Source organism: Paenibacillus sp. J22R232, from assembly GCF_056269165.1.
In genome coordinates, this window is sequence record NZ_JBWDNK010000022.1 from 16,325 (window position 1) to 36,244 (window position 19,920).

Here is a 19,920-nt window from a genome sequence, read left to right on the forward strand (position 1 = left end):
CACCTCCGTTTGGCTGAACGGCCTTTTTTAATGGGTAAAAGGCTTTAAATAGGTTTATTATATCAGATAGGCGCAAGAAGATCGTGCGTGCATAAGGAGAAACAAGAATATGAAGAAGTTAATTTGGCTTGGTTGCCTGTCCTACCTGATTATCGGGGTTGCCCATGTTGTGGGGGGATCTATATTAGAGCAGCTTATCGCGCATTATCATCTCGAATATAAAGATGGCGGTCAATGGATCATGAACCAATTTCTCGGGTTTTTGGTCGGCGTTTTGCTTGCGCCATCCATTACGGCGAGAGTTGGCAAACGCGGCGCGGTGCTTATCGCGATGGGCGTGCTTACGCTCAGTGAAGCAGCTTACAGCCTTCTGCTTCCGTGGGGATGGATGCTTGCGATTGCACCGCTCGCTGGGCTTGGCTTCGGCATGACCGAGGCGGTAGTTGGCGCTATGATTATCGATATGGCGAAGAATGGCAAGGCATCGGCGATGAGTCGCCTCGAAACCTTCTTCGGCGTCGGCGCGCTATTGATTCCCATCGCAGCCGCGTATCTGATTCAGCAAAGCATATGGCAGGTATCGTTTCCGATACTGGCCGCTATGTCAGGCATTACCTTTGTTCTATGGCTGACGATGTCATTTGGAGAAATAGACGATCAATTAGGCTATATTCCGCAAAATAAGGAAGAGAATGCAGACCATGCGGACAAGCAAATGAACAAAAATGCGCGTACGGCAGGCGCATCGTTCTTTTTCGGCTATCCGCGTAAGGCTCTTCCTTTTCTGCTGCTATCCGCGTTGTTCTTTATGATATATGTAGGCATGGAAATGAGCTTCTCCAACTATCTGCCTTCTATCTTGATCGTACGCTCGGATGTGGGTGAGTCCAGTGCTGCAGCGGCACTCAGCCTATTCTGGGGCACTATGGTGCTTGGAAGGCTGTTCGCAGGAGTGCTGGCTGACCGAATGGGCTACTCCAAATATTTGTTGATCGCTACGGCAGGCGCATCCGTTATCTTTGTTCTCATGGCTTTATTGGGCGAGCTGAGCTGGATGCTGGCTCTCGTTGCGCTTAGCGGATTGTTTTTCTCCGGCATCTTCGGAATCGCCCTCGTGTACGCGAACGAGCTCATTCCGGGGATGACCGAACGAACGACGAGCCTGCTTGTAGCTTGCGGCGGCCTTGGCGGCGCGATATTTCCGCGTGTAACAGGCTGGTTCATGGACCAATACGATGTGCAATCTACTTTATGGTACATCACCTCTTTAGTGGTTGGCATGCTTCTGCTGCTGTCGGTCATGCTCATTCTGGGCAGGAAGCAGACGCGGGAAATAAACGCCGAAGGGTGAAATGGAATGACCCGCTAAAAAAGTTGAAAAACCTCCGCATTTGCTGTTTCAAAGCAAATACGGAGGTTTATTTATTAGTAAATACATGAAATGGTTTACTTGCTTGTCCAATATTTGGACGAAATGCTAGCTGTTTATTTCAGTATCGTTTTATACACTTCAATCGCCCTGGCGCGCGAAGCCTTCAAGTCCACGATTGCGCCGCTTTGCGGCAGGTGAATCTCTTTATCGGATAAATGGTCCAGATGAGGAAGCCAGCGCCGAATATAGCTTCCGCTCGGATCATGCGTCCGGGATTGGATCGCGGGATTCATAATGCGGAAATAAGGTGCGGCGTCGTAGCCGAGCGAGGAGCACCATAGCCAGCCCCCGCGGTTAAGGGTGTTATCGTAGTCGCTTAGGTGGAGCCGGAAATATTGCTCGCCGAGAGTAAAGGGACAGAGCAGGTTTTTAGTCAAAAACATAGCGGTGACCATTCGCAAGCGGTTCGGCATTTCACCCGTCCGGTTCAATTGCGTCAAGGCTGCGTCTATGATTGGGATGCCGGTTGCAGCCGTCGACCACGCCTTGAAATTCGTGCCTGTTAGCGGGCTCAGATCAGCAAGCTGCTCATATTTGAAAAAATCTTCATGATACATCGCCTGGTACAGGTAGAAATCACGCCATGCAAGCTGGCGTATCCAAGCTTCGGATCCCTGCAAGCCTTGCGTAAGCTCATAGGCATGGCGTGCTGATATGGCTCCTGTATTCAGAAAGCGCGCAAGTCCGCTAGTTTGATCTTGGGCATACGCGTCGCGGACATCCGCGTAAGAAGCAAGGCGTTCCCTTACAAAGCGATCCAGCCTAGCAAGCGATTTGGGTGAGCCCTCCACATTCGTGCCTCCAAGCGCGCAGGATACGGCTTCCGGAAGTGCGAATGCATGGCAAGCGCTTTGGTCTATTTCCTGCAAGGTGGAGAGGTCGTTGATTGTGGTGCTGCCTATGGGGCTGTAGGACTCCAGCATAAAGCTGCTCCACTTTCGGTAGAATGGCGTAAATACCTTATATGGTTCCGATCTCGTTGCGTATGCAGGGAAGGCTTCAAGATCGGCAAGCGGCGCGTCGGCAATAGGCATCCATCGGCGCTCTAAGCGGCGAACAGTTTGTCCGATCCGGTCGTCTCGCTGCCTAGAATACGGGGTATAGTCCGTATGGACGATAACCTCCTCGATAGGATGGGCAAGCAGGAGCGACTCCGTTATCGCAGCAGGATCGCCGTAGAGCACGTGAAGCTCTTTCCCGGCGCTGGAATAGCTGTAGAGCAAGGAAGCGGCTTGCGCCATAAAGTTGCGGCCGCTATGGCTTGTCAGCCGGCCCTCTCCGATGAGGATGGGGTCTATGATCAGCAAATGTATGCCTTGCGTATGTTTTCTTTTTATATAATCGAAAGCGCGCAAATCCGAGGTACGCAGATCCTTGCGGTGAATAAACAGATACATCGGGTATTTCTCCTTCCCTGAATGCGGCAGCATGCTTACTGCAATCAGCTTGAAATGAAACAGCAAAGCCGCAAGTCATTTGTCGTCAGAGGACAAAAAACTGCGGCTTTGCTGATTGAGTCTACCTTTGCAGCTCTCTAAGAGAGGGGATAGGTTGCTCTATTGTGCGTCGGCATACGATTGGAAAGAATCCGCGTCCATGACACGACGTGCTGTCACATAACGGTCTTCATAATAAGAGGAGCTAAGTTTGTCTGTCACAACGCCTCGGCTGGAGGAAGAATGTGCAAACTTGCCGTCTCCGATGTAAATGCCAACATGGGATACGGTGCTGTTATTGCCACCGACTGTGTCGAAGAACACAAGATCTCCCGGAATTAGGTCAGCCTTAGCGACCTTCGTGCCTGATTTTGCTTGCGAACCGGATGTGCGTGGAAGATCGATGCCCATTTTATCGAACACATAGCTCGTAAAACCGGAGCAATCAAAACCTCTCGACGTTGTTCCGCCGCTTTTGTACGGACTACCAATAACGTCATTGATGAATCCGTTCAGTTTTGAGTCTGCGAAAGCGCTTCCCGCTTGGAAAGCGAGCACGAGAACGAGACCCAGGAGTATTGCGGTAATCTTTTTCAATTGTGAAACTCCTTCCAATGCCGACGAGGTTAGCTGTGGGGTTCGGTTGAAGGTTCCCTATGATTCCTCAGGCGCTGCGATAAATCAGACGTCGGAATCAATTCACCCAGAGTGGTTCCCCCGTTTCCCGATAGGGAATTAGGCCGTTTTTTATTGCTCTTGAGAATTATTCGATTATTTTCATTGATCTCCTGCCTTTAATTGCAAATTCTAATAATTCTCATGTAACCTTTTGACTATTTCCTTCGTTTAACCGTTTTTTGTGTAAGATAAACGATCATTAGTAGTTCTTTCTTACTAAACGAGTTAACTCAATTTCATTAATTATGTGAATACCTTGTAAAATATACCGATTTGTCCTCCGGCTGTGAATGGCGTAGACAAGTCTAAAGTCCCGCAATTGGCGGTAAATGAATGATTTGCGAGAAAAAGATTAGAAAATTTTCATACAAAAAACCTCTGAATGAACAGAGGTTTTGTTGTGATTCGTAAGTTTTCGCTTGAGTAAGGCGTTCTATTTGGCCGTGATGATTTTCTCTGATATCAGCTGAGGCTCGGCATTCTTCTGTTCCATCCAGAAGCGGAGCTTGTATCTTCCGGCGTATTTGAAATCATATGAGACAAGCTTGGAGCTGAACCAGAAGGTATCCTTCTCGACAAATTCCTTGAAATCATCATCCGCTTGGCTGCGCCTGTCGATCGTTATTTCTTTATCGTTAGGATCAGTAAGCGTGACCTTGAATTCCGTTATCGCTACATTCAGATTGTCGATTTGCGCTTGTACCAAGAACTTCTGGATGCTTCCCTTTTCAACTTGCCCGAACATGGTTCTTTTTTCGTTCATCATAAACATGTGGACATTCGGTTTTTGGATGACCAGCTTCTTTTCGCTGCCTTTCCACTGGATAAAAGCCTGCAAGGAGTCGGATAACGAGCGAATGTTGATATACACTTTGTCGTCGACAAGAAGACCGTCTTCCGGCGATTGCTTATTATTGTAAAGCAGCGTAACTTTCTGCATTAATTTGTCTGCCGCAACGATTGAACCGCCGGCAAGGAGCAGGGCCATAGATAGGATTACCAATTTTTTACGCATCATTTGCGTCTATCCTCCAACTTTTAATTTCATACACCTATTTATACAGAAATGACATCATTTAGTTGCGCTGCAATTTCAAATAAAAAGCCTTCATCCCCACATCATTCGTGGAGTTGAAGGCCTATTCGCGCTAAAGCTGTTTGGTTTGAAGGCAATCGTACTGAGCGGCTATCGTCCACACCTTCATTAGCGTGCGAACGAGGTGGTAGCCCTGATGCAGAATGAGCGCGAACAGCCCAGCCCATAGCATGGATAAGCTCGTTACCACGAGCCCGGCAGCAGCGCCGATTCCCCACATGATGAGCGAAATGGCCGCATAGGAGAGGAAGTTGCGGAGCGCGCGCCACAGGGAACGGAACACGCCTTCTCCCGATGCGGCGCCGAACTGCATGGCGAGGAACACCAAATGCAGCACGGTGCCCCAGAGCAGCCACAATGCGGCCCCTGGAAGAACGGCCTGCAGCAGCTCAGTCGTGGAGCTGCTCTCAAGGAGAGCGTCTAACGAACGCGGCAGTACATACCAAGCAGGCGCAAGGGATAGTACGGCTTCTATCCAGTATAGCAGGACGACCGGCTTCCACGTTTTTTTGATGCCCTCCAGAAAGCGCGTGCTGCCGTCTGAGCGCGCTTGATTGAACGAGTAGAAAAGCCCGGCGTTGAATAGTGGGGTGAGCAGCATTCTTGCCGCCAAAAGGCCTCCTAGCATCCATACGTAAGGAGAGATAATATCGGTCTTGAACAGCTGGAACTGCGCTTCGGTCATGAAGACCTCGGCTGCCGTGTCGGACGGATAAGAGCCCGGAAATCTTCGCAGCAAAGGCGACACGACCGAATCGATAAAGCGGTAGAGAAAAAATCCCCAGAGCAGCTGGTACAGAAATAATAAAATGACTAGGTAGAAATGCTTGACTGCCAGTTGCCAGCCTTGCTTCACATGTATCTTCATCGTTTATCGCTCCTTGAACGCAGTTACTTACCAGCTCAGCGACCCGAGCAGGCCTTCAATCAGCTTGACCGTGCCGAGGCTCCATCTCGTTCGCGTGTCTTCGGGCAGTTGGGCCTGCATATAGTTGTTGATGAGCTTGTTATCGAGCACGTTGCTGTATTTGGGGTCAACCATCGCCCATTCGAGCGGAGCGGAGTGCAGGAGCTTGTATTGCATATGCGATTCTTCTGCATGCCATAGCTTCGTGACCTCGGAGCCGTCTTTAAAGCGCATGAGAATTTTTATGTCGCCATTGGTGCCGCCGTTCTTTTTGACAAGGACGATAGACTCGTACATGTTGGCGCCATCCTGCGTGACAGGACGGACATGAATGGATTCAATGGAGAAGTCAGCCATCTGATCGTCATATACGTATTGGCTGAAATATTCATGCCATTTGGTCTTGGTCACCTGCTCCACGATCCGCTGGAAATCGGAGGAGGTAGGGTGCTTGAATTTATACTTCTGGAAGTAGGTGCGCAGAATTTTCTGCATCGTTCGGGAGCCGACCTGATTCTCGATGCCGATAAGCACAAGCTTGGCCCGCATATAGACGTTTTCGGCATATTGCGAGTGGCTGCCGTAAGCCCACGAAGGCTGCTTCAGAGGGGCGGGATCGGTCATGTAGCTGGCCTCCACGCGCAGATTGGATTCTACGCCGTAAGCCGTCTCCATTACCTTATCCTCGGCATAGGACGTAAACCCCTCATCCAGCCAGGCTTCTTCGAATTCATTGGAGGCGACCATGCCGTACCAATATTGGTGGCCGATCTCATGAACGACTGTACGTTCCAGGTCGTAGCCCGGATTCTGCTTCTCCGCAGCGAAGGCCGTGATGAGGGTAGGATATTCCATTCCGCCGGCGCCGTTTGCGCCTTTAGGCGGTACGACAATCGACAGCGTGCTGTAGGGATATTCGCCATACCATTTGGCGTAGCTCGAGAGAGCTGATTTGGCAGCATGCATGTAGCGGTCCTTCAAGGCGGCATGCGACGGATCAAGATAGAGCTTTATGCGTACGCCAGGTATGCCCGTATCGGAATAGGCCGTCTCTTCATAGACAAAATCGGGCGAGGCCGACCATGCAAAGTCATGCACATCATCCGCATAAAATTGATAGACCTTCATTTGATCCTTGATCTCGATGGGCTTGGTCTGAAATCCGGTCGCGGCCACGGTGTAAGCTTCCGGCACTTTAATCCTTACGCTGTAAATGCCGAAGTCGCTGTAAAATTCGGAGTTTCCATGATACTGGTGAACATTCCAGCCTTCAGCCGTTCGTCCGCGTGTGCCGGTCGGCTCATAGACTGCAATTTTGGGGAACCATTGCCCCGCCATGACAAAATCTCCGGAATAGCCCATTCTGGCGAACACTTCGGGCAGCTTTACTTCAAAGCCCATGCGAAGCGTAACGGATTTGCCCGGGGCTACGGGCTCAGGCAGCCGTATTTTGGCCAAGGTAAAATCATTATCGTTGCCGTCATCAGGCTGAACGTATTGCAGGCGAGGCAGCAGGCTCTCGCCATCGAGCGTCTCGAGCGTAAGCAGCTTCATGTAGCCCTTGCTGTTCAACGTTGCCTCATCCTGCCTCAGCTTGCCTCCCGATTCCTTCATGAACGTGGATTGATCGGACTGGAAGGCATTCGGATATAGATGGAAGTAGAGCTCGGACACCGCTTTTTTCCCGGGGTTATTCCAAGTGACGGTTTGGTCCCCGTTCAATCCCTTGGCATCATCGACCAAGTGCACGCTAATATGGTACTCAACAACACGATTGCTGAGCTCCTGCGGCTTTGGCGTCATGACGGTGTTTGGTTCCTGCACGGTAGGCGGCTTGGCCGATTTTGGCGCAGGAGCAGGTGCTTGCTTGGCTTTGGCGGCGGGGGCAAAAGCATAAGTATATTGGGATTGCCAAGCATTCCCGAAGCCGTAGTGCACCGATAAGCCGAGCATGACGACTGCGAGTATTACGAGTAAAATTCGTTTGAAATAGCGTGGAGTCATTGAACGTTTCCCTCCCGTTGACAAGCATCTACAGCATGTATATGTTTGCTTTTCGATGATTATTAGCTAAAATGGAATTATTGTATGGGGAAGGTGTGAATACGCATGACGGAAGAACAAGGACAGCCGGCTCAGCCGGAAAAAAAGGAAAAGAAATCACTGTCGCTCAACGTAGTGAGCAGCAAACAACATAAAGGCTTTGGTGCAGGCACGATCGATCTAAGCGCCGTATCCTGTGTCATTATCGATGACGGAGTCGCTTATATCGATGTCGGGGCCATGCATGCCAAAAGCAAGGTAGAGCGCGGCATCAAGTTCACGCCAAACAAAGAGGATACGCCGAACGGGCGCCAGTGCTGGATCGTCTGGGTAGCCGTTGACCGCAACGAGGAAGGGTCATATTACGCCGGCGCAACGGCATGCGAGATGCTGATTGATTCCGAGGCGCGCCGCGGATGGAAAATTTTAGCCGACCATGTTAATAAGCTGGATCATTCCATCAAACGTCGCTATAACCTGACTGAGCTTGGCGAGGCAGAGAGAGCGGCGCTGCGGAAGCTTCTGGTCGAGCACAACCAAGAATGGTGGGACCGCTCTCCCGAAGAGCTTAAGCAGTCGCTTGGCGGGTAGGAAAGCGCAGCAGCGGCAAGAAGCAAGATGCGCTAGTGGTAATAAAGGATAAGAACCTCATCGTTCGTAGGGGCACGCCTTGCGAATGATGAGGTTTTTGCGTGAGCGGACGCTTTTGCGCAATGAATGAAATTATTTTTGACGGCAGTGCAGGGGAAGAGGGACTGGCTGGCGTCTATTGGATTGGGAAGGAGGGGAGCGACATTCAAGATGAAGATTGGATCAAGGCGGTGCAGAGGGGCGGGCCCGAGCATTATGGCCCTTTTGTGCAAGCCTATGGTCCTTATATATATAGAACAGTCTTCGCAGTGCTTCATTCTCCGCATGATGCGGAGGACGTTACGCAGGAAGTGCTGCTGCAAATCTATCGCTCCCTTCCGGATTGCCGATTAGATGGATTGAAAACATGGATAACGCGCATTGCCGTTAACCGGTCGATTGATTTCAAACGAAGCAGGGCGCGAAGGCCGGAAGAGCTTGGGGACAGCGACACCCTATCGGAAAAACAGCAGGAGGATAACGCGGTTATGCCCGCTGCCGAGGTGGTGGCGATCGAACAAGCGGATCGGAAGCATATCCGAGACCGGGTAGGCGAGATGCCGAATAATTATCGCGAGGTCGTCATGGCTTATTATATGGAAGATAAGTCGTACGAGCAGATAGCTGCTGAAACGGGACTGGAGCTTAAAAGCGTAGAGTCAAGGCTGTACCGGGCTAGAAGCTGGATGAGGCGCCACTGGCGGAAGGAGGATTTCGAATGAGAAATGAGCATATCGCGCAGGATCAAATGATTCTGTACGTGAAGGACAAGTTGACGGGTGTAGATCGGTCAGAGGCAGAGCAGCATTTGGCCGGCTGCGATTTGTGCTTGCAGCTTTTGATGGATGCCATTGCATGGTCGGAGGAAGAGGAGCTTTCAGCCTCATTCGCCGAGAATAGCGTTCCTCGCTTAATCCTTCCTGACATGGCTTTGCTCGAGCAGCGTGTGGTAGGGCAGCTAATGGAAGAGCTTCGGCAGGAAGAAGCCGTTGCTTCTAACCAGGATTCATCCGAAGCCAAGCTGGAAAAGGCGCCGCGCCTGCGCACCTGGCTGCAGCATCCGATCACGCACTATACGATTGCAGCCTCCATTACGCTGCTGCTGCTTATAAGCGGAACATTCGCCTCCTTCTCGCAGAAACTGGTTCAACATGATCTGAACGAGAATCGTCAGCAGATTGTGGAGCCGAAGCCCGAAGCGGGCGACAGCAAATATTCGGAATCATGGTCGGATCGGATCGTTGACCAAACCGGTTCATGGCTGGACAGCTTGAAGGCGTCTCGTTTTAAACCATAAACCATAATAGAAAGGAATGATACAGCATGATCAAAAGCCCATTATTGGCATTTTTTCTCGCTTTTCTGCCTGGTGTCGGGCATGGATATATCAATCGTCCCGTACGCGCAGTGCTGTACGGCGGAGGTTTTTTTGGCTCACTCGGCCTGATGCTGCTTATTGCCATTACCGGCGCCAGTATGGACGACGGATTTATGTTTTTCTTGGTGTTTGTGGCGCTCATCACATGGATCGTGAACATGGTCGATATGCTGTTTACGCTGCTTGTTGGCAAAGGTGTATCGCCGCATGTAGTTCAGCATCCATTCGAGCACCCTGGCGATCATTTCGGTCCCGGCTTCGTACCGCTTGCGCTTGAGCAGCAGCGGGAGAAAACAAGAACGATCCTGTTCTCCTTCATACCAGGACTGGGCCATATGAACATGGGCCTGATGCAGCGCGGAATTACGATACTTATTTCGTTTATCGGATGGTTTGCGATCATTGTATTTCTGAGCGCGATTATTCATAGGGGAGAGCTGCTTGTATTTCTGCTTGCTTTGCCCGTGATTTGGATCTACAGCATGTTCGATGCGATAAGCCAGCTGAATGCCAAGCATCGCGGCGAGCTTCTTATGGATCGGGCTATATTCGAGGATATGGAATCGTATATCGCCTCCGGACGCAAGAGCAAGGTGCTGGCGATCGCATTATCTATTTTCCCAGGAGCGGGACATCTTTATTTGGGCTTGCAAAAACGAGGGCTGCAGCTGATGGGCGGGTTTTTACTGACCATCTTCATTATGGACAATCTGCGGCTGTCGCTGTTTTTCTTCCTGCTCCCGCTGTTCTGGTGTTATGCGTTCTTTGATGCCCTGCAGCAGGCTTCGCGTTATGAGCGGGAGGAGCTTACTGACGAGCCTGTCCTTACGCAGCTGGTTCCTTATCAAAGATGGTTTGGGATCGGGCTGCTCGGATTCGGCGTTTATTATTTAATGGACCGTGTCGCTGCCGAGGTTACGTCTCATTTCTCGAGTCAGCTGTACAATCAATATATGCAAGTGAAATACATGATTCCGACCGCTGTCGTTGCGTTTATTATGATTATTGTGGGCTTGCGACTAGCGTTCGGCAATCGATCATCTGCCGATGTATTCAGAGGTAAGCCGCCTGAGCTGCCAAAGTCGCGAATTCCAAGGCGTGAGGAGGAGTCGCATTGAACTCGGTAATCCCTCCGCATGCAGCTCAAGCAGCCGTTCATGAGCCGGTAAACGCGAGGACATGGCGCGTAGGTTCCCTATCCATGGGGGTAACGCTGATGCTCATCGGCACGGCGCTCGCCGTATCGCTTTGGCAGGACATGGAGGCATTCGAGGTGCTCATGTGGGTTGCACCCGTTGTATTTATTATGCTCGGAGCTGAGCTGCTGCTTTATTTGAAATTTTCGAATAGCAATCGTACGGTCGTTCGCTACGATTGGATGAGCGTGTTTTTTGTCGGTGCAATCGGAACGGTGAGCTTAGGGCTTGCCCTTCTCATGTCTACCGGATTATTCGACGAGCTGCAAAGAGGACTGAATATGACGCAGCGTACGGCTTTCGTCGAGACCAAAACGGTAAAGGTGCCTGCGAGCATCAATAAGATCGTCGTGCAAGCATGGGATGGGATTGAATTGGACCAGACGGCTGCTCGGGAGCTGCAGCTCATTGGCCAAGTTCGCTATCGCTCTTCGGAGAAGATGGAACGGCTGGACAGCAAGATCATGCAGACCGAGATCGTTGGCACAACCATGTATGTCATGGTCGGTGCGGTCGATCGGCGTGATGGCGGGCTCATCTCAGATTCGGTTGATACTAGGCTGACGCTGATTGTGCCGAAAGGCGTTGAGGTAGTGGAAAAAGGACGTTAGCGCTGGCTTGAATAGCTCGCAAAAAGACCTTGGGGAATTTTTGTTCTCCACAAGGTCTTTTTGCTTTACCGGTCATTGAGAAACTGGCCTTCAATCTCTTATTCGTGTAGGTGTGTGAAAACTGACCGTTTTGTAGGATTGTTCATTACACCCTCTGTTGCAGGACTGGTCATTTTACGCTCTTATGAAGTGGGTTTTGCTGATTCAGACTTGCTATTACGGTCTCAAGAGGAGCGAGGAGGCGGTAAGAGCCTCGCAGAGGCACATAGCCTAGCTTGCGATTAATGGATAGGATGGGCGCATTCAGCGAATCGTTATCGGTACGAATGTAGGAAGCCCCATGCTGGCGGGCAAGCTCAATCGCTTTTATCTTCAATGCCAAAGCGATTTTTCTGCCTCTATATTCGCGGCTTACACCTGTATATTCGTGATACATGCCATTCGTTTGAAGATTATGCAGCACGTTGGTCACGCCGACAAATGTATGGCCGTCCGCTGCTATTATGACTCGTTCGGGAGCGTAGCCGTCGACGCGCAGGTACCATTTGAGCCATTCTTCAAAGGCGGGTACCTCGCCTATAAATCCCGGGATATCCACTAACGATTCCTTGTACAGCGCATAAAGCTTTTGCTCGCTTTCGTTGCCCGGCTCATCGGCGAGCGTGAGAAAGCGCAGATCGGGCTGATCCGGCATAAGAGCGGCGTGCAGGCTTTCTTCTGAATCAAGCTGAAACAGCGATTGGAAGGCATGGCGTTCAATCGCGAAGCCGCGTTTGGTTGCGAATTGTCTAGCCTCCGCATGGTCGTCCCACACTTCGGCGAGCAGCGCGGCTGCACCGAGCTTCGTTGCCCATTGTATGATATGCCGAAGAAGCAAGCCGCCTATGCCGCGATTGCGGTAAGCCTCGTCTACAATGAGCGTATTGCATAAATAGCTTGGTTCTGTCCATGGCGCTCGCCAGGACCACGCAAAACCAACGATTTCTCCGTGTTCATTCACGGCTGCCTGGCGCTCGCGGTCATACCCGCCAAGCAATCCATTCTCATCCTTCCACGTGTGTCCTACCTCGTATAGCTTCTGGTCATCTTCTAGCAGGCGCTGCGCCGTGGTCGGCTCCGACCACGCTTGGTTCAATAACTGGGCCAGCTGCTCGTAGTCGCCTGGGAGCTGCAAGGGGCGAAGAGAAATGGCTATCTTGATCACCTCATCATTTTATTTCACTCGTTTATAGGAAGATTGTTGCACACCTACTGCGGAAGACGCTAGGGAGAGTTTGGCTATAGCCAACAAAGAACGAGGGGAGGACTATTATCCCTGCACAAAAAAAGACCGTACCGGTCGCGATGACTTCGGTACGGTCTTGATCAAGCGTAGTTAGCGTTAGCCAACTGCATTGTAGGTCATAATCCAAATGGAGCCGGCTACGATCGTGAGCAGAATCACGAGTCCGAAAATGAGCGCCATTAGGTTAAAGCGAGGCTTCTCTTCATCGCGGATATGCATGAAGAAGATAAGCTGAACGGCGAACTGCAAAATGGCCATGATGAGAATGAGCACGGTAGTAGCTGTTTTGCCGAGCATATCGTTCATGACGACGACGAGCGGGATAATCGTCAGAATGATGGAGAACAGGAAGCCGATGACATAGGACTTCATCGAGCCGCCATGGGCTTCGTGCTGCGCATCATGACCATGCGAGTTATGGTTCGACATCCTACATCACCCCCATCAAATAAACGATTGTGAATACGAAAATCCAAACGACGTCCAAGAAATGCCAGTACAAGCTGATAATGCCGACCTTGCGCTTCGTAACGGGTGTTATTCCGCGGCGGCTAAGCTGAAGCATAAGCGCAATCATCCACACAAGGCCGACCGAAACGTGAAGTCCGTGCGTACCAACTAGAACAAAGAACGCGGACCAGTAAGCACTGGTGCCGATATTCGCACCTTCGTGCACCAAATGGATGAACTCGTTAACCTCAAGAAAAATAAAGGAAGCACCGAGCAAAGCGGTGATGGCAAGCCACAGAATTAGACCGCGCTTATTGCCTTTGTTCATCTCAAGCACCGCAATTCCGCTCGTGAAGCTGCTGGTTAGCAGGATGAAGGTCGAGATAATAATCCCGTTCATCTCAAGCAGCTCTGCGCCTGTCGGGCCTCCGTCTGTATTGAGACGGAGGACGACGAAGGTAGCGAATAAGGTACCGAATAGAATAACGTCTGTTATGAGAAACAGCCAGAAGCCGAACATTTTCATCGATTCTTGATCGTGATGCTCCTCATGGTGGCCGTTGCCGTGTCCGCCATGTGCTCCTGCCGGGTTGGATACTGCATGTGCCATTATTTTGTCCCCCTTAATGCGGCTTCCGTACGTTCAATCTCATCCACCGGAATATAATAATCGGTATCGTAGGAGAACGAACGGGCGAGCATGCATATGGCTACGCCGATCAGGCCTGGTATGGCCATCCACAGCCAATCCCATACGAAGCCGAAGCCAGCCGTAAACCAGCAGAGCGACATGATGAACGGGATACCGGAGTTTTTCGGCATATGAATCGGCTCAAGCGGTGCCAATGGCTTGGCAGGCTGGCCGTTTGCAATGCGCTGCTTCTCTTCCCACCACTCGTCTTGGCTTGTGACCTGCGGCAAGCGGGCGAAGTTATAGAGCGGCGCAGGTGACGGAATAGACCATTCAAGCGTGCGGCCATCCCATGCGTCGCCATCTTTTTCTTTTTTGAAGAAACGAATGCTATGGGCGATCTGCCACACTTGGAAAATAAACGCGATACCCATCAAGAATGCGCCGACGGTAGATACGACGTTAAGCGGCTGCCAGCCCATATCGAAGTCATAGGCGTTGAAGCGGCGTGTCATACCCATTAGACCAAGTGCGTACTGCGGCATGAAGCAGACGTAGAAGCCGATGTTCCAGAACCAGAAAGCCCATTTGCCAAGGCCTTCGTGAAGGCGGAAACCGAACATTTTTGGCCACCAGTAGTATAGGCCCGCGAAGTATCCGAACACGACGCCGCCGATCAGCACCTGATGGAAATGCGCGATTAGGAAGTAGCTGTTATGGAACTGGAAGTCTGCTGGCGCCACGGATAATAGCACGCCGGTCATACCGCCCACGACAAAGCACGGTATAAAGGCAATCGTCCACATCATCGGCGTCGTAAACGTAATTCTGCCGCGGTACATCGTGAACAGCCAGTTGAATATTTTGACCCCGGTAGGGATGGCAATGAGCATCGTCGTCAAAGCGAAGAACGCATTAACGTTAGCCCCGGAGCCCATGGTGAAGAAGTGATGCGCCCAAGTAAAGAAGGAAAAGAAGCTGATGGACATGAGGGCGAATACCATCGATTTGTAGCCGAACAATTTTTTCTTAGAGAAAGCCGATACGATCTCGGAGAATATACCGAACGCTGGCAGGATGACAATATATACCTCGGGATGTCCCCACATCCAGATGAGGTTGATGTACATCATCGGATTCCCTCCGCCGTCGAGCGTAAAGAAATGCGCGCCGAGGTAGCGGTCAATGAATAGCAGGAAAAGCGTTACGGTCAAGATCGGGAAGGCGAACATGATCGTAATGCAAGATGAAAGCACGGACCATACGAACATCGGCATTTGCATGAGCTTCATGCCTGGCGCGCGCATTTTGAGAATCGTGACGACAAAGTTAATACCCGTTGCCAAGGAGCCGATACCCGAGATTTGGATACCCCAAATATAGAAATCCTGACCGAGACCTGGACTGCCCGAAAGCTCGGAGAGCGGCGGGTAAGCCAGCCAGCCTGCATCCGGCGATCCGCCGATAATGAATGAAACGTTGAACAGCATGGCTCCGAAGAAGAACATCCAGAAGCTTAAGGAGTTCAGGAACGGAAAGGCGACGTCGCGTGCCCCGATCTGGAGCGGTACGACGATATTGAACAAACCGAACATGAGCGGCATCGCCATGAACAAAATCATGATAACGCCGTGCGTGGTGAATATCTGGTTATAATGCTCAGGCTGCAGGAACTCCACCTCTGGGGCGGCAAGCTGAACCCGCATGAGCAGCGCATCCACGCCGCCGCGGAACAGCATTAGAATAGATGCGATGATATACATGATACCGATTTTCTTATGATCGACGCTGGTTAGCCATTCGGTCCAGAGCCAGCGCCATTTTTTGAAGAACGTAAGCACGAATATGATCGCGACGAGCGACAAGCCGATGGACACTTGAGCCCCTAGAATAAGCGGATCGCCAGTGACGAAAAATTCGGATGCGAATTCTTTAATTTTGTCTAACATGAGGGGTCCTCCTAAAAGTTTGTGGAACAAACTCGCTTCTTAAGCATTCGCTTGTTAGCGGGTTAATGGCCCGCATGGGTATTTGAATCCGTATTACTGGCATTGTGGTCATGGGACTCAGTGGTGTCCGCCGGAGCGGCCTCTGTATCCGTCGTTCCGGTGGCTTCTGTCTCGCTGCTGCCATGATGCTGGTGAGCTCCGCCGCCGCCATTCACATATTGCATAACTACTTTTTGGAACAAGCCTTCAGGGAAGCTGGAGAACAGCTGTACGTCAGATGTGCTTGGCTCCGTCAATTTCTCGAAGCCTTCCATGGTAAGGGCAGGAGAAGTTGCTTTCACCTCATCGACCCACGCTTTATAGTCTTCCTCGGAAGTGGCGTCGACTTTAAACGTCATTTTCGCGAAATCCTTGCCCGTGAAGTTGGCGCCTGAGCCGTAATAGCTGCCTTGCTCATCCGCTTGCAGGAAAAGCGTCATCGCCATTCCGGACATGGAATAGATTTGGCCGCCAAGCTGTGGTACCCAGAAGGAGTTCATTGCCGTGTCGGAGGTAAGCTGGAACTTAATCGGCACGTCTTCCGGTATTTTAATATAATTGATGGTCGCGATATCCTCTTCCGGATATTTAAACAACCATTTCCAATCCAGAGACGTTACTTGAATCGTAATAGGTGCCTTGGCCGATTCGATCGGTTTGGAAGGCTCGAGCGCGTACGTGTATTTAACGGTAACGATCGCAAGAATGAGAATCGCTACAATCGGAATACTCCACCAAGTAATCTCAAGCTTCGTGCTGTGTTCCCAGTTCGGCTTATAGGAAGCCTTGCTGCCGGGCTTATCGCGGTAGCGCCAGACGATAACTGCTGTCAGGATGAGTACGGGCACAATGATGACCGCGCATAATATGGTTGAGAAATAAATCAAATCTTTTTGAGACTCGCCGATTGGCCCCTTGGGATCGAGCACAATAAACTGCTCGCCGCAGCCGGAAAGCAATACGGCCATTAGCATAATAAATACGGGTGTCAGCACACGAAGAAACGGTCTCATCATCAGTTCAACTCCTCAAAATTACTGCTTACGACTACAATAACAGATCTTCAAGCCAATAACTGCGGGGTTAACAATTACGTCAATAATTCGTCTTTATTCTGTAATACAAAGTTCACGGCTTAGACAACTGTTAGATTTAGGGCGTTCCAATCCAAGTATTCTCTTACCTATCATTACCCAAAAGGCGGGGATTTGTCTCATGCCGGACATAAAAGTTGGGGATAAGGAAAGTAATGGATAAGCTTGTCCTGCCCTTTCATATAAATAGACAGCTCCGCTTGGCATTAGCCGAGCGGAGCTGTCTATTTAATGAAGCCATCTTCAATTGTTTCTTAATGTTACTCCATGTCCGAATGATTCGACGATTGTTCTTGGTTTAGGCGAGCATGAACGAGTCCGATCGCTGTACCAATTACATAAATATGAACGCTGCCGATTAGGAACCCGATGCCGACCATGAGCCCAACATTCCGATCGCTGAAATGGTTTAGATTAACGAGGCTAAGCAGAACGCCAACAGCTAGAACGACCCATGCAATGGCGGTCATTGCCTTGACAAGACGCTTGACATCTGATTTTGAATGTTGAACTTGGCTAATAGTTGCTGTTTTTGTTGTCATATTGAACACTCCCGGTCAATTGTAAGTGTTTTCTTATGTTTACTATACCACAACACTATGCTTTTGTTCAAAGAAAATTCACTTTTTGATCATAAATCGGACAAAATTGTGTTAAGGTCACGGCAGGCGGCATGATCGGCAGCAGGCAGAAACCTAGCCATCGGACAAAAGGCTTCTGCTTCATTAGTCTGTCCACCACCGTTTCAAATCAGTCCACCAGGAATGTCCTCCGGCTCCTTTGCCGCCGTCTCCATCGCCGCCGCTCCCGTTTGCCGAGGCGGGCTTACCGCAAACCTCGGTAGGCTCCGTTCCGGCTAAAAAGCTCTCCAGCCGCTTATTCGGACAGTCGCCGATGGCAAGCTTGCCGCTTGCGGGCTCGATGAATAAATTCACGACACCGTCAGGGATCGGAAAGATTTTCGGCGGGACGCTGGCTAGCGCCTGCTCCGTAAATTTGGCGAAGATCGGTGCTGCGCGGTACGCCTCTGCAACGGTAAGCTTGCGATCCTTGTCGTAACCGACCCATACGGCTGTAGCAAGCTCAGGCGTATAGCCAACCAGCCACGCATCCGTAGACGTAGTACCTGTCTTGCCTGCGACTGGGCGCTTAATAATAGAAGATACGCGATGCGCGGTACCTCCCTCGTCAAACACGCTCTCGAGCAAGCTGGTCATGACATAAGCCTCGGCAGGCGTGATGGCTTGCTCGGTCTGCGATTTCGCTTCATATAATACCTGTCCTTTGCGGTCCTCGATCCGAATAATCGCAGTAGGCTCAATCCGCAGGCCGCCGCTGGCAAATGTCCCAAAGGCTGAGGCCATCTCGAAGGGGCTGACAGGGAACGTACCTAATGCAAGGGAAGGCACGGGCTGCATGGGGCTGTCAATGCCGAGCTTTCTTGCCGTTTCAATGACCTTGTCAGCACCTACGGTCATAATCGTATTGACGGCATAAATGTTGTCGGAGCTTGCCAGCGCCTTGCGCATATCAATCAGCTCATTGACATATTTATCGCCGTAGTTGCGCGGCTCATAGGTTTTTCGGCCTTCATCGTAAGTGAAAATCGTCGGCTCGCTTTTATATTTGGTAATTGGCGACATATAGCCGCTTTGCAGGGCTGTCAGGTAAAGAAAAGGCTTAAAGGAAGAGCCGGGCTGCCTTGTTTTGGCGAATACGCGGTTATATTGGTTCTGCTTGTAGTCTCTGCCGCCAACCATGGCTTTAATGTATCCGTTCCGAGGATCGATCGCGATGAGCGCAGCCTGCTGCTCGGAGCTCTCGGGAATACCCTTGGCGATAACCTCCTCGGCGGTTGACTGTGCCCCGGGATCCAGCGTCGTATAGATCGTAATGCCGCCTTCGTTCAGCAGCTGCTCATTGATACCAAGCTTGTCGACGGCAATATATCGGATGTAATCGCGGAAATACGGTGCAAACCCTTCATGGGAGCCCGTTCCAAGCGGCTGAAAAGCCAGAACCTCGGCATAAGCGGCATCCGCTTGCTCGGATGTAATGGATCCGCCCTCGAGCATCGCTTGCAGAATGGTCAGCTGGCGATCCTTGGCGTTTTTCATATTCAAATAAGGAGAATAATATTTGGGCCCTTTCGGAATTCCGGCCAGCATGGCGCTTTCCGCCAGCGATAGCTCGGAGGCATGCTTGTTGAAGTACATCATGGACGCTGCTTCAATGCCATAAGAGCCGTGCCCGTAATAAATTTGATTCAAATACATGCCAAGAATCTCATCCTTGGAGTAGCTCATTTCGAGCTGTACCGTATACATGGCCTCTTTCATTTTGCGCTGCCACGTTCTCTCGTGCGTCAAATACAGGTTGCGCGCAAGCTGCTGGGTGAGCGTGCTGGCCCCTTGCCGTTTAGAGAGGCTTTGGACATTGACGACAACCGCACGCGCCATGCCCTTCATATCGAAACCCCGATGCTCATAGAAACGCTTATCCTCAATGGCGAGCGTCGCGTCAAGGACATAGTGGTTAATGTCCGAGAGCTGAACGGAACGACGGTTTTCGCCCGCATGGAAAGTATCGATGACGTTGCCTTGCAGATCAACAATTTGCGAGGTTTGGCTAATGGCAGTAACCGGCAGCGATTGCGTGCGAAGGTAAATCAGCGTGCCAGCCATAAGGAGGATAAGCAGGCAGACTGCGGCAACCGACCATCGAAGCCATTTTCTCATATGCAGGATTTGGGGAAGGAATCTTTCGGATAGCATGGGAAATGCAGGCCGACGCCATGTCTTGCGCTGCCGTTTGGATGATTTGGTCATGGAGCGGACTCCCTTCAATGCAATGCTTCGCTTTTCCTTAGTATGGAAAAAGGGGGAGCTCCCTATTCATACGCCGCGCGTATTCACGCAAATATTTGTTAGATGATGTTGGAAATTAGGAGAGACATGCCATGGGCAAGGTCAAAATAATACACGAAAACGCGTATGAAACCTATACCGTCTTGAACGAACCGGGTTGCTACAATACATATGAAGCAAGATACAAAACGGAATGGT

At 50.8% G+C, this 19,920-nt stretch carries 18 protein-coding genes and 1 riboswitch; of the genes, 6 read left to right on the forward strand and 12 right to left on the reverse strand.

The features are described from left to right. The first annotated feature begins 109 nt into the window (after positions 1-109). A complete protein-coding gene (locus AC0YN3_RS30575; protein WP_475778674.1) occupies positions 110-1,351 on the forward strand; it encodes an MFS transporter in 1,242 nt (413 codons plus the stop codon). 134 nt (positions 1,352-1,485) lie between these two features. Here the strand turns inward: AC0YN3_RS30575 and AC0YN3_RS30580 are convergent, their stop codons facing one another. From AC0YN3_RS30580 to AC0YN3_RS30600, 5 genes are all read right to left on the reverse strand, one after another. Continuing rightward, on the reverse strand, positions 1,486-2,829 hold the full coding sequence (locus AC0YN3_RS30580) for an FAD-binding domain-containing protein (protein ID WP_475778675.1): 1,344 nt from the start codon (positions 2,827-2,829) through the stop codon (positions 1,486-1,488). Between the two features lie 159 nt (positions 2,830-2,988). Beyond that, positions 2,989-3,465, reverse strand: a complete 477-nt coding sequence (locus AC0YN3_RS30585; RefSeq protein ID WP_475778676.1) for a C40 family peptidase — start codon at positions 3,463-3,465, stop codon at positions 2,989-2,991. 3 nt (positions 3,466-3,468) lie between these two features. Continuing rightward, positions 3,469-3,620: riboswitch (cyclic di-AMP (ydaO/yuaA leader) on the reverse strand. A gap of 359 nt (positions 3,621-3,979) precedes the next feature. Further along, positions 3,980-4,564 carry a hypothetical protein gene (locus AC0YN3_RS30590; RefSeq protein ID WP_475778677.1) on the reverse strand — a complete coding sequence of 195 codons (585 nt, stop codon included), beginning with the start codon at positions 4,562-4,564 and terminating at the stop codon, positions 3,980-3,982. Between the two features lie 130 nt (positions 4,565-4,694). Next, entirely contained in the window at positions 4,695-5,510 is an 816-nt protein-coding gene (locus AC0YN3_RS30595; RefSeq protein WP_475778678.1) for a hypothetical protein, read from the reverse strand. Between the two features lie 27 nt (positions 5,511-5,537). After that, complete coding sequence (locus AC0YN3_RS30600; protein WP_475778679.1) at positions 5,538-7,553, reverse strand: M1 family metallopeptidase; 2,016 nt, start codon at positions 7,551-7,553, stop codon at positions 5,538-5,540. A gap of 105 nt (positions 7,554-7,658) precedes the next feature. Here AC0YN3_RS30600 and AC0YN3_RS30605 point away from each other — a divergent pair, with 105 nt between their 5' ends. The 5 genes from AC0YN3_RS30605 to AC0YN3_RS30625 all read left to right on the forward strand — a co-directional run bounded on the left by AC0YN3_RS30605 (position 7,659) and on the right by AC0YN3_RS30625 (position 11,407). After that, positions 7,659-8,183: a YwhD family protein gene (locus tag AC0YN3_RS30605; protein WP_475778680.1), complete on the forward strand. Its 525-nt coding sequence runs from the start codon at positions 7,659-7,661 to the stop codon at positions 8,181-8,183. A 101-nt stretch (positions 8,184-8,284) separates the two neighbouring features. Next, positions 8,285-8,944, forward strand: coding sequence for an RNA polymerase sigma factor (locus tag AC0YN3_RS30610; RefSeq protein WP_475778681.1), 660 nt, complete (start codon positions 8,285-8,287; stop codon positions 8,942-8,944). After that, positions 8,941-9,519 (forward strand): hypothetical protein, encoded by a 579-nt coding sequence (locus AC0YN3_RS30615; protein WP_475778682.1) that lies wholly within the window; start codon positions 8,941-8,943, stop codon positions 9,517-9,519. Before AC0YN3_RS30610 ends, AC0YN3_RS30615 begins: the two co-directional genes overlap by 4 nt. A gap of 26 nt (positions 9,520-9,545) precedes the next feature. Continuing rightward, a complete protein-coding gene (locus tag AC0YN3_RS30620; protein WP_475778683.1) occupies positions 9,546-10,718 on the forward strand; it encodes a hypothetical protein in 1,173 nt (390 codons plus the stop codon). Continuing rightward, entirely contained in the window at positions 10,715-11,407 is a 693-nt protein-coding gene (locus tag AC0YN3_RS30625) for a hypothetical protein (protein ID WP_475778684.1), read from the forward strand. Before AC0YN3_RS30620 ends, AC0YN3_RS30625 begins: the two co-directional genes overlap by 4 nt. A gap of 169 nt (positions 11,408-11,576) precedes the next feature. Here the strand turns inward: AC0YN3_RS30625 and AC0YN3_RS30630 are convergent, their stop codons facing one another. From AC0YN3_RS30630 to AC0YN3_RS30660, 7 genes are all read right to left on the reverse strand, one after another. Further along, positions 11,577-12,611: a GNAT family N-acetyltransferase gene (locus AC0YN3_RS30630; protein WP_475778685.1), complete on the reverse strand. Its 1,035-nt coding sequence runs from the start codon at positions 12,609-12,611 to the stop codon at positions 11,577-11,579. 177 nt (positions 12,612-12,788) lie between these two features. Continuing rightward, entirely contained in the window at positions 12,789-13,121 is a 333-nt protein-coding gene (gene cyoD, locus AC0YN3_RS30635) for a cytochrome o ubiquinol oxidase subunit IV (protein ID WP_183571090.1), read from the reverse strand. A 1-nt stretch (position 13,122) separates the two neighbouring features. Next, positions 13,123-13,752 carry a cytochrome o ubiquinol oxidase subunit III gene (gene cyoC, locus AC0YN3_RS30640; protein ID WP_183571088.1) on the reverse strand — a complete coding sequence of 210 codons (630 nt, stop codon included), beginning with the start codon at positions 13,750-13,752 and terminating at the stop codon, positions 13,123-13,125. Beyond that, entirely contained in the window at positions 13,752-15,722 is a 1,971-nt protein-coding gene (locus AC0YN3_RS30645) for a cbb3-type cytochrome c oxidase subunit I (RefSeq protein ID WP_183571087.1), read from the reverse strand. Before AC0YN3_RS30645 ends, cyoC begins: the two co-directional genes overlap by 1 nt. Positions 15,723-15,784: 62 nt before the next feature. After that, entirely contained in the window at positions 15,785-16,774 is a 990-nt protein-coding gene (cyoA, locus tag AC0YN3_RS30650; RefSeq protein ID WP_475778719.1) for a ubiquinol oxidase subunit II, read from the reverse strand. A gap of 341 nt (positions 16,775-17,115) precedes the next feature. Continuing rightward, entirely contained in the window at positions 17,116-17,397 is a 282-nt protein-coding gene (locus AC0YN3_RS30655; protein WP_475778686.1) for a hypothetical protein, read from the reverse strand. A gap of 183 nt (positions 17,398-17,580) precedes the next feature. Further along, on the reverse strand, positions 17,581-19,683 hold the full coding sequence (locus AC0YN3_RS30660) for a transglycosylase domain-containing protein (protein ID WP_475778687.1): 2,103 nt from the start codon (positions 19,681-19,683) through the stop codon (positions 17,581-17,583). Between the last annotated feature and the right edge of the window lie 237 nt (positions 19,684-19,920).